The 15,064-nt window shown below is 65.2% G+C and carries 14 protein-coding genes; 2 read left to right on the top strand and 12 right to left on the bottom strand.

The window, feature by feature from the left end:
* Nucleotides 1-43: 43 nt before the first annotated feature.
* The 12 genes from MUN73_RS13605 to MUN73_RS13550 form a co-directional block, all read right to left on the bottom strand.
* Nucleotides 44-565 carry a DUF7529 family protein gene (locus tag MUN73_RS13605; protein WP_250141035.1) on the bottom strand — a complete coding sequence of 174 codons (522 nt, stop codon included), beginning with the start codon at nucleotides 563-565 and terminating at the stop codon, nucleotides 44-46.
* Nucleotides 566-625: 60 nt separating this feature from the next.
* A complete protein-coding gene (locus MUN73_RS13600) occupies nucleotides 626-1,051 on the bottom strand; it encodes a DUF7555 family protein (protein WP_250141034.1) in 426 nt (141 codons plus the stop codon).
* A gap of 20 nt (nucleotides 1,052-1,071) precedes the next feature.
* A complete protein-coding gene (locus MUN73_RS13595) occupies nucleotides 1,072-2,424 on the bottom strand; it encodes an ABC transporter ATP-binding protein (protein WP_250141033.1) in 1,353 nt (450 codons plus the stop codon).
* Nucleotides 2,421-3,779 carry an ABC transporter ATP-binding protein gene (locus tag MUN73_RS13590; RefSeq protein ID WP_250141032.1) on the bottom strand — a complete coding sequence of 453 codons (1,359 nt, stop codon included), beginning with the start codon at nucleotides 3,777-3,779 and terminating at the stop codon, nucleotides 2,421-2,423. Before MUN73_RS13590 ends, MUN73_RS13595 begins: the two co-directional genes overlap by 4 nt.
* On the bottom strand, nucleotides 3,779-5,509 hold the full coding sequence (locus tag MUN73_RS13585; RefSeq protein ID WP_250141031.1) for an ABC transporter permease: 1,731 nt from the start codon (nucleotides 5,507-5,509) through the stop codon (nucleotides 3,779-3,781). Before MUN73_RS13585 ends, MUN73_RS13590 begins: the two co-directional genes overlap by 1 nt.
* Nucleotides 5,506-6,582, bottom strand: coding sequence for an ABC transporter permease (locus tag MUN73_RS13580; protein WP_250141030.1), 1,077 nt, complete (start codon nucleotides 6,580-6,582; stop codon nucleotides 5,506-5,508). Before MUN73_RS13580 ends, MUN73_RS13585 begins: the two co-directional genes overlap by 4 nt.
* 134 nt (nucleotides 6,583-6,716) lie before the next feature.
* Nucleotides 6,717-8,498, bottom strand: a complete 1,782-nt coding sequence (locus MUN73_RS13575) for an ABC transporter substrate-binding protein (RefSeq protein WP_250141356.1) — start codon at nucleotides 8,496-8,498, stop codon at nucleotides 6,717-6,719.
* A gap of 431 nt (nucleotides 8,499-8,929) precedes the next feature.
* The gene (hpt, locus tag MUN73_RS13570) at nucleotides 8,930-9,499 is read right to left on the bottom strand and encodes a hypoxanthine/guanine phosphoribosyltransferase (RefSeq protein WP_250141029.1); all 570 of its coding nucleotides are present in this window, start codon (nucleotides 9,497-9,499) and stop codon (nucleotides 8,930-8,932) included.
* A gap of 78 nt (nucleotides 9,500-9,577) precedes the next feature.
* A complete protein-coding gene (locus tag MUN73_RS13565) occupies nucleotides 9,578-10,156 on the bottom strand; it encodes a DUF7344 domain-containing protein (RefSeq protein ID WP_250141028.1) in 579 nt (192 codons plus the stop codon).
* Between the two features lie 111 nt (nucleotides 10,157-10,267).
* Nucleotides 10,268-11,482: a bifunctional phosphopantothenoylcysteine decarboxylase/phosphopantothenate--cysteine ligase CoaBC gene (gene coaBC / locus MUN73_RS13560; RefSeq protein WP_250141027.1), complete on the bottom strand. Its 1,215-nt coding sequence runs from the start codon at nucleotides 11,480-11,482 to the stop codon at nucleotides 10,268-10,270.
* Between the two features lie 51 nt (nucleotides 11,483-11,533).
* Nucleotides 11,534-12,097, bottom strand: a complete 564-nt coding sequence (locus tag MUN73_RS13555) for a GNAT family N-acetyltransferase (protein WP_250141026.1) — start codon at nucleotides 12,095-12,097, stop codon at nucleotides 11,534-11,536.
* Between the two features lie 88 nt (nucleotides 12,098-12,185).
* On the bottom strand, nucleotides 12,186-12,929 hold the full coding sequence (locus tag MUN73_RS13550; protein ID WP_250141025.1) for an NAD(P)/FAD-dependent oxidoreductase: 744 nt from the start codon (nucleotides 12,927-12,929) through the stop codon (nucleotides 12,186-12,188).
* A 125-nt stretch (nucleotides 12,930-13,054) separates the two neighbouring features.
* On the opposite strand from MUN73_RS13550, the gene MUN73_RS13545 reads away from it, so the two are divergent.
* Complete coding sequence (locus MUN73_RS13545) at nucleotides 13,055-13,576, top strand: SRPBCC family protein (protein WP_250141024.1); 522 nt, start codon at nucleotides 13,055-13,057, stop codon at nucleotides 13,574-13,576.
* A gap of 130 nt (nucleotides 13,577-13,706) precedes the next feature.
* Nucleotides 13,707-15,044 carry a Trk system potassium transporter TrkA gene (trkA, locus tag MUN73_RS13540; RefSeq protein ID WP_250141023.1) on the top strand — a complete coding sequence of 446 codons (1,338 nt, stop codon included), beginning with the start codon at nucleotides 13,707-13,709 and terminating at the stop codon, nucleotides 15,042-15,044.
* Nucleotides 15,045-15,064: the final 20 nt, after the last annotated feature.

Here is a 15,064-nt window from a genome sequence, read left to right as displayed (position 1 = left end):
GGACACGGAACGACTGCCGCCGACCGGTGCCGGGCGACGCGCGCTACGCGTTCGGCCGGGAAATCAGCGGTTCGTACTCCTCGTGCTCGAACGAGCCGATGATCGTCCCGTCGATCGTCTTGAGGTGCGTGTACAGGACGCCCGCGTCTTCCGCGGCGTTGATCATGCCCTCGGCGCGAGTCATGTCGTACCGGCTGGCGATCAGGATCGATCGCTCGGCCGGCGGATCGATCAGCTCGGTCACGACGAACATGAATCCGTTGACGTCGGTCCCGTACGCCAGGTACTCGGTGAACTCGTCGCTGTCGTAGACGTCGGTGAATCTGTCGACGTAATTGTTCGGCACGACGTGCATGAGCCCGAACGTGTCCTCTTCGCCCATGTCACGACTCACGGTGTCGGTGTGGGCGGCCATGATGGTGACGACCTCCCACCCGTCGTCGCGGCGACTCTCGGCGATCGCCTCCATGTCTTCGAGCGTTCGTTTCCAGGCTTCCGTCTGCACTCCCTGGGGATCCTGTTGGCGGGCGATCCGGGGATCAGAAACGTCGGGGTCGTCGATCATACTCGACTGTGGTGGTGGGAACCGGATAACTCTTTTCGGACCGATCCAGGGAACGGCGGCTCAGCCGACACCGAAGACGGTCTCCAGCAGGAACGACAGCAACAACACCAGGAGACTGCCGAGCAGGAGCTTCCCCTGTGTCGTCATTCGATCCTCGGGCGGCGGCGACTGGATCCATCGCATCGGCGGCAGGCGCCGGACGAACGTCTGGAACCGCGTCGACGTCTCCGTTTCGGGCAACGATTCGCCGACGCGATTCCGCTGGGGGTCCCCGACGTCCTCCGGCGAGGTCGGCCACAGCCGAACCGTCGCGTAGGCGAGAAGCACCCAGCCGCCGACGAAAAGGAACGCCTTCGTGCGGACGAGTCCGCCCCCGGTCGCGACGCTGAGCACCAGGGCGGCGACGGCAGCCACGGCAGTCACCGCGAGGGCGTACGTGAGCGCGTCCGCCCAGATTCGAGCGAGTGATCGAAATCGCTCCCCCATCGAGTCGCGCGCCGGCATCGTCACCGATGCCGGTGATCGAGGACGGCCTCGGACGTCCGGTACCCGTCCTCGTGGCGATGACAGTAGCTCTGCTTCCCGTTACGGGACACGGTGTGATACGCCGGCGATTCGCTCTCGCAGATACTGCCGAACTCCTCGTCGAGGAGGGCGATCGCAGCACTCTCGTCGTTCGCGCGCGCGTGCTCAGCGATTTCGGTCAGCACGGACTCGACGCGCGACGGCACGTCCTGGTCGCCGAACAGTTCGTCGTACGTCTCTTCGATCGTCGCAAAGCGCGTGTCTTTCCCGACTTTCTCACGGATTCGCTCGCGGATCGATCGTTCCGCGCGCTTGCGCTCGCTGAGCACTTCCCGGAGGGTGTTGATCCGCACCCAGAGTTCGTCGTCGAGGTCGCGGTACTCTTCCGGTCGGATCCGCGCCGGACAGCGCGTGCTGAACGGACAGCCGGAGGGTGGGTACCGCGGGTTCGGCGGCGTCCCGTGGAGCGTGATGCGTTCGCGCGTGCTCGTCGGGTCCGGTTCGGGAATCGCCGACAGGAGCGCCTGCGTGTACGGGTTCGACGGGTCGGTGAACAGTTCCTCGGTCGGGCCGAGTTCCATGATGTTCCCGAGGTACATCACTGCGACCCGATCGCAGATGTGGCGCACGACCGAGAGGTCGTGTGCGATGAACAGGTACGTCAGCCCGAACTCCTCCTGCAGGTCCTCGAGCAGGTTGATGATTTCGGCCTGGACGGAGACGTCCAGCGCCGACACCGGTTCGTCGAGCACGACGAAGTCCGGTTCGAGCGCCAGGGTCCGGGCGATCCCGATCCGCTGGCGCTGGCCGCCGGAGAACTGGTGGGGATAGCGGTAGTAGTGCTCGCGCTGGAGTCCGACGGTGTCGAGCAACTCCTTGACCCGCTCGCGCCGCGTGCGTGGCGTCCCCCACTCGTGGACGTCGAGCGGTTCGCGGACGATCTCGCCGATCGTCATCCGGTCGTTGAGACTCGACTCGGGGTCCTGGAACACCATCTGTGCGTTCCGTCGCCACTCGTGGAGGTCGTCACCGCTGAGTTGTGTGATGTCGGTCCCGTCGAACAGGACCTCGCCGTCGGTCGCGTCCTCGAGCTGGATGAGCGTCCGGCCAAGGGTCGTCTTCCCACAGCCGGACTCGCCGACCAGTCCGAGCGTCTCGCCGCGGCGGATGTCGAACGTGACGCCGTCGACCGCCTTGACCGGCGTGCCGCCGAACAGCCCGCCGTCGTCGTAGTAGGTTTTCAGGCCATTGACCTCGATCATCGCCTCTCCGTCGGCGTCGGTCGACGTCTCGGTCTCGAGCGCGCTCGCCTCCTGACTCAGTTCCTTGCTCATTCGTTCTCGCCTCCGTTCTGCCTCGAATTTCGTCGTCGATGCTCGGCCACCGCGTCTGCAGTCGACAGGTGTTCCGGACAGAGCAGACAGGCCGCGGTGTGGCCGTCCGCGTCCTCGTCGACCGGAACCGAGGCGGGGTGAACCGCCTCACACTCGTCGAACGCCTTCGGACACCGGGGCGCGAACCGGCAGTAGGTCGCCGGTTCGTTCGGGGTCGGCACGTTGCCTTCGATCGTCTGGAGCCGATCGCCGGTCTGCCGTCCCGGAATCGACTGGAGGAGGCCCTGCGTGTAGGGGTGTGCCGGGTTCGCGAACAGCGTCTCGACGTCGGCCGTCTCGACGACCTCGCCGGCGTACATGACGTTTACCCGATCGGCGATCTCCGCGATGACGCCCATGTCGTGGGTGATGAACATCATCCCGAGGTCGCGCTCTTCCTGCAGGTCGGCCAGCAGGTCGAGGATCTGGGCCTGGATCGTCACGTCCAGCGCCGTCGTCGGCTCGTCACAGATCAACACCTCCGGATCGCAGGCCAGCGCCATCGCGATCACGGCACGCTGGCGCATCCCGCCGGAGAACTGGTGGGGATACTCGTTCACGCGCCGGCGCGCGTCGGGAATCCCGACGTCCTCGAGCAGGCTCGCCGCTTCCTGGGTCGCTTCCTCGCCTTTCAGACCCTGGTGGAGACGGAGCGCCTCCTTGATCTGGTTCCCGACCGTGTAGACGGGATTGAGACTCGTCAGCGGGTCCTGGAACACCATCGCGATCCGGCCGCCGCGCATGAGCCGCTGTGGCTCGCCACTGAGACGGGTGATCTCGACGAACCCGTCCGTGATGTTCTCGGGGTCGTCGGCACTGCCCTCCGTGACGAACACGCAGTCGTCCTCGTCGACGAGGCCGAGTTCGTCGCCGTATCCGGCGGCGACGACGTCCGCGAGCGGCACCTCGGCCGCGCTGTCGTACCCGAACGCCGCCGGCGTGGCGTCGATCGTTCCACGCTCGAACAGCGTGACCGGATCGTACTCGGCCGCGATCGAGTCGAGTTCGACGGTTCGACCGGGGAACGACGAGGCGTACTCCCGGACCGTTTCGAGGTGATTGAACCGGATACTACTGCCGTCGAGGATCCGTCCGGGGGAGTCGATGAGCCGCATGATCGACCTGGCGGTGACGCTCTTCCCCGAACCACTCTCGCCGACGATCCCGACGGTCTCGCCCGGGCTGATGTCGAACGAGACCCCGTCGACCGCTCGAACGGTCTCCTTCTCGGTGAAGAACGCCGTCTGGAGGTTCCGCACCTCGACGATCGAGTCGGTTTGCGCGGCCGACTCCGTGGGGGTTTGCTGGAGGGACATTATCCACCACCTCCGACGGCCGCGGTACCGGCATCGTCCGTCCCGGTGTCGGCCTCCGGATCGATCGCGTCACGGATCCCGTCACCCAGTGCGTTGAACGCGGTGACGACGAGGACGATCAGCAGGCCGGGAATCGTCGCGACGTGCCACGACGACGTGGCGACGAACGATCGCCCGTCGTCGACGAGCCGTCCCCACTCGGGGGTCGGCGGGTTGATACCCAGCCCGAGGAACGACAGGGCGGCGGTAGAGATGATAATGCCGCCGAGCAACAGCGAGCCGTAGATCATGATATACCCGGCAATGTACGGTGCCATGTGTTTACGCATTGTGTTCGTCGGCGACTGGCCGTAACTGCGGGCGGCGTCGACCCACTCCTGCTCTGCGACCTGGAGGGATGGCCCACGAATCGTCCGCCACATCCCCGGCCAGTAGACGAACGCGAAGATCAACCCGAGGAGGAGCCCGCCGTTGAGCGGATCCGCGATCGGATGATTGCCGCTCTTGAAGATGACCGACAACATCATGACGAGCAGGAACGCCGGAATCGAGATGATCGTATCGCTCGCGATCACCGTCAGGACGTCGACCAGCCCCTTGTAGTAGGCGGTCAGAAGCGACATGGTGACTGCGATCAGCCCGCCGAGGCCGATAGCGAGGAGACCGATCACCAGCGACGTCCGGGCGCCGTAGGCAGCGTGAGTCATCAGATCCTGCCCCTTCGCGGTCGTCCCGAGCGGGGCCCAGCGATCGTAGTCGTCGTAGCTCATCGGCCCGACCGTGTTCTGCCCGTTCGACTGGCTGTTGAGGTTCGCCCGACCGGGCGTCGTAGTGGTGAGTTCGCCGTCGTCGTCGAGGTGCTCGATCTCGTACGAGTACGGGGAGTGAATGTTTTGTTCGGCCGTGGTCGGACTGACGGCCGGTGCCCAGAGCGCCGTGACGATGAACAGCATCACGACGAACAGCCCGAACAGCCCCCAGTAGTGGTTCCGGAACCGACGAATCGTGTCGTCGCGCGGCGTCCAGTCGGCCTGCCGGTAGTGGTCCCGGAAGACGTTGTAGCCCTTCCAGGCCCAGACGACCGCCACGAGGGCGTAGCCGTAGACGAGGAGGGTTCGAATGCCCCACGCCACGGCCGGCGAGAGTCCGAGGAACGTTCCCTCCCAGCCGCCGTCCGGCGTCCTGTAGCCCTGGTTCGGAATGACTTCGCGACTGGTCAGCGTCGGAAGCGACGACAGCGCGTCGAACACGCCACCGACCGCGGATCCGAGGATCGTTCCGACCGGCGTGGCGGTCAGCAGAATCGTGACGACAGCGAGGACGACGGTCACGACGGCTCGATCGAGGACGTACAGGACCCGATCGCCTACACCGACGTCGAACCGGTCGGTGAGCGACCAGGATGTGCCTCGCATGAGGAGCACGGCGATGCCGAACATCATGAGCAACGAAACGGCGTCCATCACGAGGTAACCGACCAGGGGAGCGGTCGCGTCGCCGACGTTGCCCCCGATCCAGCCGGGAATCAGCGCGAACAGCTCGAACGCGTACTTGACGGCCGTCCCGAGTCTGGAGAGCCAGCCCACGTAGCGGCCGAACTCGAGCGCGAACAGGACTGCGGCGCCGGCCAGCCAGAACAGTGCTGGGCCGGGGTTGGCCGCGACACGCTCACGAAGCGTCGAGTCATCATCTGTCGATTCGATCGTCTCAGCGTGTTCTCTCGCGGTCATCGTTCGTACCCCACTCGTGGATCGATTATCGTGTACAGCAGATCCTGGAAGATGTTCAGGAAGATGATGAGCAGTGTGAAGACGAACAGCAACGCTCCCGCGAGCGGCAGGTCACCCTGTACCGTCGCCAGGAAGAAAATCCGGCCGAGGCCGTTGATGTTGAAGATCGACTCGACGATGACCGATCCCCCCATCAACAGGAACGCCTCGTTGGTGATGACCGGGACGAGCGGGATCAGCGCGTTTCTGAAGACGTGCTTCCAGACGATCGCGCGGTCTTTCAGGCCCTTTGCCTTGGCCGTCTCGACGTAATTCGAGTTAATCGTCTCCAGGATGGCCGTTCGTCCAATGCGGAGTTCGGCCGCCATCGACGCCGATCCGAGGACGATCGCGGGCGGGAGGATGAGTTTGATGTCGACCGCGAGTGCGCCCCAGTCGACGCCGGTCAGGAGCGGAATCGAGATTGCTCCCGCTACGTCGATCGAACTGATCGAGAGGAACGCCAGATCCGGAGTTCCCGTGATGCTCAACCCGGTTATGTCCGGACCGAACGTGTACCAGTCGAAGCCGAACCATCCGCCGCCTTTCGTCTGTCGGAGGACGGCGAGGAGGATGATGCTCAGCCAGAAGTTCGGCATCGCCTGCCAGAGGATGCCGCCTACGGACGCGAGGTAGTCACCGCCGCTGTTGGGATTCAGCCCCGCGTAGAATCCGAGCGGGATACCGATAAACAGCGGAAGCAGGACCGCCCAGAATCCGAGCCAGAGCGTCGGCGGGCCCGCAAAGGTGATAATTCTGGTGACTTCCATGTCCCCGTAGATCACCCAGGACTGGCCCAGGTCGAAGGTCAGGAAGTTCGTAACGAAGTCGAGGTACTGCTCCCAGAGCGGATCGTTGAGTCCGAGCCGTTCGCGCATCCGCTCGGCTTCCGCTCCCGAGGCCTCGGGGCCGAGCCTCGCGGCGACGGGATCGACCGGCCCCATCCGGAGCAGGATAAAGATAAACGTCATTACCATGAAGAGGACCGGGACCGAGAGCAGGAGCCGTTTGAAGAAGTATCTCCACCGACTCATGGGAGGTCACGTACACTTCGGTGGGTGTTTTGCGGATAACCTTGCATATTTACACGATCGTGTGACTTTCGCACATGTATCTAAATATTTCGTTTCGCTGTTTCGAGAACGGGAACCGGTACGGCGGTTCGTGGTCAGGCCTCTTCGTCGAGGTTCTCTTGCCAGTCGAGGTAGTACCCGTTCGCCTCGCCGGGCATCTTCGAGGTGTCGGTGTTCTTCGGCTCGAAGCCGAAGTGGCCGTACGCGACGTCCGGCCAGCTCCAGATCCAGCCCAGTGAGAACATCTCGAGGTCGCCGTCTTCACCGCGGTCGATGAGCGTGGAGAACTGCGTCGACTGGGACGTCACGTTGACGCCGAGCCCCGAGAGCTTCTCTCGGACCTGTTCGGCCATGTCCTGGAACGCCGGACTCGTCTCGTAGACGGTGATCTCCATCTCGAAGGGATCGTCCTCGGTGAAGCCCGCGTCCTCGAGCACGGATCGGGCACCCTCCCGATCGGTCTCGTTGGGGCTGTACGGCCACTCGTCGACCCAGCCCTCGTACCCGTCCTGTCCGGTCGGCCACATCGCCGGCGGCGTGAAGCTGAACGCCGGGAAGCCACGGTTCAGGAGGACGTCCTCGATGAACTCCTCGTGATTCGTGACGTAGGCGACGGCCTCGCGGACGGGTTTCGGGACGTGGGAGACGTTGAACCCGAAGTAGAACGTCGACAGTTCGGGAACCCCGAGGTAGTTCAGGGTTTCGTCGTTCTCGACCGGTCCGTAGGTGCCGGATTCACGGCCTCTGTCGTCGGTTTCGGCGTCGATGAGTTCGGGATCGTACTGGTTGGTTGGGATCTCGAAGAAGTCCGCGTTCTGTTCCATCGAGTAGGTGAACTTCGCTTCGGGTTCCTCGATGATTTCCCAGTGGAGGGACTCGACGCTCGCGACGGTCCCGTGGTAGTTGTCGTTGCGGACCACGCGCATGCTCTCACCGGGGCTGAACTGGTCGTACTCGAAGGGACCGGTCCCGTTGGCCATTTCGGTCCGGAACTCGTCGTGGGTAACTTCGCCGTCGTACCCCTCGATGTCCCCGACGAGTCCTTCCGGAACGATGGCGAAGCCGTCGTACGAGAGAACGTCCAGTGCGGCCGGGTTCGGTTCCCGAAGGGTGACCTCGAGCGTGAGGTCGTCGATGACTTCGATTCCCAGCGAGTCGGGGACGATGCCGCCCTCGTCGTCCGTTTCGTGCTCGATACCGAGACCGCCCGTCGATTCGGTGATGAAGTTGACTCGTTCGCTGTATTCGGACTCGGCGAGTCGACGGAAGGAGTACACGACGTCGTCCGCCGTCAGGTCCCGTCCGTCGTGGAACTGGACGCCGTCCTTGAGCGTGAGCGTCCACGTCAGACCGTCTTCGGACGTCTCGAAGGAGTCGAGCAGGTTGTTCTCGATCTCCGCGACTCCGGCCGGATAGGTCGTCAGGGTCTCGTAGATCTGAGCGATGACCTCGCCGGACGCGGTGTCCGTCGACATGATCGGGTCCAGTTCGTCGAAGGTGGCGTTGATCAGGTTCAGTTCAGTATCGCCATCCACCTCCGTCCGGTTGTGCTGCACGTGGTGGCGGCCGAGCGCGCCCACCTTCGGCATGTCGACGTAGTCGTACCAGAAGAACTCGCCCTTGCCGTGGTGCGTGGGCAGCAGGACCATGTCGTCGCGGACGGCTTCCTCGATTTCGACGTACGCCTGGGTCCGGGTGTCTTCCGCGTCGGGACCCGGGTTCTCGATGATCCGCTCCCAGGCTGCCTGAGCCTTGTCCGCGTGTTCGGACGTCTCGTAGTCGCCGGTCGAGTCATCGTCGTCCTCTTCGTCGTCGCTGAGCAGGGCGGAACAGCCAGCGAGACCGACCGTTGCGGTCCCACCGAGAGCTGCTAGCATCCGTCTTCGTGAGTGATCCACGTCCTTCCGATTCGGAGTATCGGACATAAGCGTGGATTAATCATACATGATTCATAAACGTTCCGGCGTGCGTTTCCATCAAGAGTAGTGACTCATTACCATGATGGGCGTAGAATCTACGGAAATAAAGAAATAAAGCATATTTGCATTAACAAGCAGATAAACCCTCCATATGATGCGGCAATTTTCAGTTGTACGTACAGATTATTGTTCCGGGACGCGGCCGTGTGAACTCCTAACATGTTCGCCCCGTCCGAACGAGCACTGTTGGAACTGATCGCGTTTTCGGGAGACAGCATCGGGTTCGCACCCTCGACTGTTGGCGTCCGATCGGCGAGATCGCCGACGCCACGACACGGACACGCCCCTCGTAATCCGTCGTTACGTTGCTATCGGGTGCCGGGAGAGGGTCAGTCGTCGCCGTCTTCGTCGACGATGACGACCTCCCCGTCGACGACGTCGACGTTGATCAGGGTCTTGACGTGGTAGCCGGCGTCGTCGACCTTGTTCTCGCCGCCGACCTTCTTGATGACCGCGACGGTGTCGATGACCTCCGCGCCGATCTCGTCGAGTGCCGCGAGCACCGACGCGAGCGTGCCACCGGTCGAGAGCACGTCGTCCAAGACGAGCACGCGCTCGCCTTCACGGACGTCGTTGATGTACATCTCGTTCTCCGAGTAGCCCGTTTTCTGGGAGATCGCGACCTCGTCTTCGAGCCCGTACTGCCGTTTGCGGATCACCGTCAGCGGAATGTCGGTCATCAGCGACACCGCGGTCGAGATGTGGATGCCCATCGCGGCCGGGGTGACGATGCGATCGACGTTCTCGAGTTCGGCTTTGCGGATGATTCGAATGACGATCTCGCGAAGCAGGCCCGGATCGAGTTTGGGAACGCCGTCGCTGATCGGATGAACGAAGTAGTGGTACCCGTTTTTCTCGATGATCGGCGCCTCGAGAAGCGACCGTTTCAACTGATCCATGTCGTGGATCGGTCGGTAGCGGAGTAAAAGTTGACGATACCGACGAGCAAACGTGAGGCGTCCACACACCCTTCGCGGTCAGTCGTCGGTTCCGTAGCTCAGTTCCGGCGGCTGTTCACCCTGTCCGACGCGCATATTCCGTTCGTGGTAGATGTGGGCGATCGCCGTCACGGTGAACGTGACGGCGATGACCCCTGCCCACGCCAGATCCGACAGCAGGATCAGTGGATAGATCCTGAGCCACAGCGCGGCGACGAGCGCGCAACTGATCGCGCCCAGCGAGAGATACAGTTCCCGCCACGCGAACTCGCTTCCCGGGACGATCTCGAGGTAGACGCTGATGTCCCGCGTTCGATCGGTCGGTTCGATGACTCCCCGGTCGGAATCGAACTCGAGGATGCCGGCCGTGTCCATCTTCGGCAGGTGCGTCTGCTGGAGCGTCGTGTACACGCGCTTTCGCTGCTCGGGGGTGACGCCGTCGAGCGTGGTCTCGTACTCCCAGGCGGCGATCTGCTGGGCGAGATCGCCCAGTTCGACGGGTCGCCCGTCCTGTTTCAGAAACTGGAGCACGTAGCGCCGCCGCTGGTTCCTGAGAACTTCGAAGATTTCGCCTTTCGAGAGGGGGTCGTCGGGTTCGCTTTGCTGTTGCTGGGCCACCACGGATCACCTCGGCGCGCCGGTCAAATCCGGTCGCACACCCATTAATTCGTGGCAGGAACGCCACCTATATAATTCTCCTGACCCGTCAGCTGCCGTGATAGAGGCCTGTTACCCGTCTGACGCTTGGTCGCCGAGCATCGCCGCGACCGAGGCCGCGATCTCGCTCCCGAGCCCGGTCTTCGTCCCCTCGTAGCGGGCGGCGTCGCCCTCGTGGACCAGCAGCGCGCGGGTCCGGTCGGCCCCCATCACGCTCGCGTCGTTGGCGACGACGAACGCGAGGCTCACCCGATCGAGCGTCTTCCGCGCGGCCTCGATCATGGCCCCGTCGTCGTCCGCCGTCTCGGTCTTGAAGCCGACGATCGGCAGGTCCGGGAACCGATCGCGGACCTCGTCGATGACCTTCGGCGTCGGCTCGAGGTCGAGCGTGCGGTCCTGACCCGACCGGAGTTTCTCCGGGCTGGTCTCGACCGTGTAGTCCCCGATCGCGGCGGCCGAGACGAGCGTGTCGGCGTCCTCGCAGGCCTCGAGCGTCGCCGCGAGCAGGTCGTCGGCCGTCTCGACCTCGCGGACGTCGGCGTAGGGAAGGTCGCCGCCCGAGAGCGCCGGCTCGCGGGAGACCGGTCGCGGACCAACGACCCCGTGGACGAGCGTCACGTCGGCTCCGCGGGCGTAGCAGGCCTTCGCGACGGCACGGCCCATCCGACCGGACGATCGGTTCGTCAGTACCCGGACGGGGTCGACCTCCTCGGCCGTCGCGCCGCTCGTGACCACGACGTGCTCGCCCGCGAGCGGCCGATCGCCCGCGGCGCGCGCGACGGCACAGACGATCGCCTCCTCGCTCGCGATCTTGGCCTTCCCCTCCTCGATGCGCGGGTCGACGAAGTCGACACCCCACGACTCGACGGTCTCGATCGCCTCGAGCACGCCGGGGTGGTCGTACATCGGTTCGTGCATCGCGGGCGCGATCACGACCGGCGTGTCGGCCCCGAGCGCGGTGGTTGCACAGGTCGTCACCGGCGTGTCGTCGACGGCGCCCGCGATCTTGCCGACCGTGTTGGCCGTCGCGGGCGCGATCAGCAGGACGTCCGCCCAGCCGTCGTACCCGCAGAGATCGACGTGTTCGACGCCGCCCGTGATCTCGGTCACGACGTCGTCGTCGGTCGCGAACTCGACGGCCCAGGGATGGACGATTCCCCGCGCGCTGTCGGTCATAACCCCGCGCACTTCGGCCCCCTGCCGTCGCAACTCGTGGGCCAGTTCGACGGTCTTGACGGCCGCGATCGAGCCGGTTATCCCGAGCGCGACGTTGACTCCCTCGAGCATTTGCCCGATATTCTCATGGGGACGTGTTAAGGATAGCGAGCGACCCGGCGGTTACGGGTCGGACGACACCTCGTCGACCCCGGCTCGCAGTCGGCGACGGGCTGTTTCGAATCCGAGGGCCTCGTAGAACCTGACGGCACGCTCGTTGTCGACGTCGACGTCGAGCACCAGTTCCGGACAGTCCGCCGCCCGCGCTCGCTCCGCCGCGCGGTCGATCAGGTCGCGGGCGAGGCCCGTTCCGCGGTAGGGGTCGCGGACGTAGATGTCGCCCACGACGAGTTGGTCCGGGCGATCGAAGACCGTCGGCGTCTCGTCGATCTCGGTCGTGACGAATCCAGCGAGGACAGCGTCGCCGTCGGCGAGGTCGCTGTCGCCCGCGTTTCGCTCCGCCTCGTCGCCTTCGTCTCCCGTCGCGTCGACGGCGACCCACGCGCGATACCCCTCCGATTCGAGTCGCTCGAGTCGAAACGGAACCTCCTCGGCGACGAGGTCGACGTCGTCGGCCAGCGCGTGCGCGTCGACGGTCGCCTCGAGTTCGCGGTGGTAGGGCAGCCACAGGTCCTCGGCGAAGCGACGGACGGCGCTGTCCGTGCTGGGAAGTCGTCGGATCTTCATCTTGCCGTTCGCCGCGAACGGCCAACTGGCTGATAAGAATTGCGCTCTCCGCACCCGTTTCGGCGACTCCGCGCTCGAGGACCGCCGATCAGTCGTCCTCCCGATCGACGCTCGGGTGCATCGTCGGCTTCTCGCCGAGCGGTTCCGAGAAGGCCTCGAGAAGGCGCTTCCGCGCCCGCTCGTCCCGCGCCCGGCGTTCCGCGTCGTCGATCTCCTCGCAGGCCGGTGGCACCTCGCGCCCGCGACCGGTGAAGTACCCCTCCGGGGCGACCCAGTCGTGGTAGAAGTTCGCCTCGGAGTCGTGGATGACCGCGAGGCCGACCGTCGCCCCGTGGCCGGCCGCGACGATCGCCTGGTGGGGTCTGTCCGCGATCCGACCCGCCGCGTAGACCCCGTCGACGGCCGTCCGGCCGCCCTCGTCGACCGCGACGACGTGCTTGCTCCCGCGCTGGGTGCGACCGACGTCGAGGGGGACGAGATAGTCGCTGTCCGGCCACGAGGCGGCGATCACGCGCCGGGCCTCGATCGGGTCGCCACCCTCGGTCTCGAGGACGAATCCCTCCTCGAGGGCCGTTTCTGTGCGGGGTTCGGCGCGCGTGACCCGCCCCAGTTCGAACGACGCCCCCGCCTCGCTGGCCTGCTCGCGGGTCAGTTGCAGGTAGCGGCGGGCGTCGATCCCGCCCGGGAAGCCAGGATAGTTCTCGAGGCTCGCGTTACGCGCGAGGATCGATTCTCCTCCGTCGACCACGAGGGTGTCCAGTCCGGCCCGGCCGGTGAAGATCGAGGCGGCGAGTCCGGCGACCCCACCGCCGACGATGCAGACGTCTCGCATGGGTTCTCGTTGCCTGCCACGAGTATAGAAGGTTGTTGACTGGAACGGCCGCCGATCGGCTCCGGCGGTCCACCCGCCGCGATCGAGAGTAATCCTTACTATCGAACCGCTCCTACGGGACGCCCGTGGACAGAATTCTCCTCAGCACGCTCGCCTACCGGTCCCCCGAGGAGGTCTTCCCGCACGTTCGATCGTTCGCGGACTACACCCGGTACACGGACCACCTCGAGGAGGTCCGGGTGCACGGCGACGGCAACGTCGGCTCGGTGTACGACCTGGTGCTCTCGTGGTGGAAACTTACCTACACCGCCCGATCGAAAGTGACGGAGATCACCGCCCCCAACTCGTTGCAGTGGCGACTGACCAAGGACATCGACGCCCGGGGGGAGTGGCGCGTCGAACCGGAACCCGAATCGGCCCCCGCGGACGAACCGACCGCGAGTCGGATCTACTTCGACGCCGTCTACGATCCCTACTCCGCGGACAGGAGTTCAATCTCGCTCCCGCGGTTCGTCTCGCTGGACTGGGTCGTCGACAGGGTCGAGCCGCGGCTCCTCGACGAGGCAGAGACCGTCGTCCAGCGACTGGTCGCCGACATCGAAGGCCGGCGCCGTGACGTCGAACTGACGATCCACGAGATGCCGTAGGGCCGGTCGCATCCGCTCGTCCCCTGCGGGTCCCACGCCAACCCACTTGCCCCTTCACGGTGTAGGCCAGTCACATGATCACGATCGGTCCCTCTCGACGCTATTCGATCGACCGGACGGTGTTTTTCGCGTGCGCGTAATCATCGTCGGTGCCGGCGAGGTCGGGACCAACATCGCCGCCAGCCTCGACGACGACCACCGCGTCGCGGTCGTCGATACCGACGAGGATCGCGTCGACTCGATCACCTACTCCCACGACGTCCTCGCGATCGAAGGCGACGGGACGGCGATCGAGACGCTCGAGGAGGCGGGGATCGAGGACGCCGACATGGTCATCGCGAGCACCGACGTCGACGAGACGAACATCGTCGTCTGCGGGGCGGCGAAGGCGGTGGCAGATCCGTTCACGATCGCCCGCGTGCGGGAACCGGGCCTGTTGCACACGTGGGAGCGCTCCGAGAGGGCGTTCGGCGTCGACTTCATGGTCTGTACCGACCTCCAGACCGCCCGGACGATCGTCCGGATCGCCGAACTGCCGGGCGCTCGCGACGTCGAACGCTTCGCGAACGACCTGGTCACGATGGCCGAGTTCGAGGTCCACCCCGACAGCCCGATCGCGGGCGAGACCGTCGCCGAGGCCGATCGCTACGAGTCGTTGACCTTCGCGGCGATCATTCGGGGCGACGACGTCCTCGTCGCCCGCGGCGAGACGGCGATCCAGACCGGCGACGACGTCGTCGTCATCGGCTCCGGAGAGAGCGTCCGCGAGTTCGCCGGCACGGTGTCGCCCGAGTCTACGACGACCGGGGCGAACGAGGTCGTCATCGTCGGCGGGACGGAGATCGGTGCGCAGGCGGCCGGCTTCTTCGAATCCCGGGGGCTCGAGCCGCGACTGATCGAACAGGATCCCGAGCAGGCGCGGGAACTCGCCGAACGCCTCCCGAAAACGGTGGTTCTCCAGAGCGACGCGACCGACGTCGACTTCCTCGTCCGGGAACACGTCAACGAGTCCGACATCGTCGTCGCCGCCCTCGACAGCGACGAGCGGAACCTGCTCGTCTCCCTGCTCGCGAAGCGACTCGGCGTCGATCGCACGATCGGCGTCGTCGAGGCCGGCGAGTTCGTCGACATCTTCGAGACCGTCGGCATCGACGTCGCGGTCAATCCGCGCCTCGTGACGGCCGAAGAGATCACCCGGTTCACCCGCGAGCGACGCACCGAACGGATCGCGATGCTCGAACACGATCGGGCCGAGGTGCTCGAGTTCGAGGTCGAGGAGGAGAGCCCACTGGCCGGGGCCCGGATCGAGGACGTAATGGCGGATCTGCCCGATCGCGTCGTCATCGGGGCGATCGCGCGCGGCGAGGAACTGGTCACGCCCCGCGGCGAAACGGTGCTCGAAGCCGGCGATCACGTGGTCCTGTTCGTCGATACCGAGGTCGTCGACGCGGTCGTCGCGTACCTCTGAGAGGACGGTGGCCGAATCGA

This window comes from Halosolutus amylolyticus (genome assembly GCF_023566055.1).
Classification (GTDB): Archaea; Halobacteriota; Halobacteria; order Halobacteriales; family Natrialbaceae; genus Halosolutus; species Halosolutus amylolyticus.
Note: the sequence above shows the minus strand (reverse complement) of the source record. Positions and strands in the feature narration are given on the sequence as shown.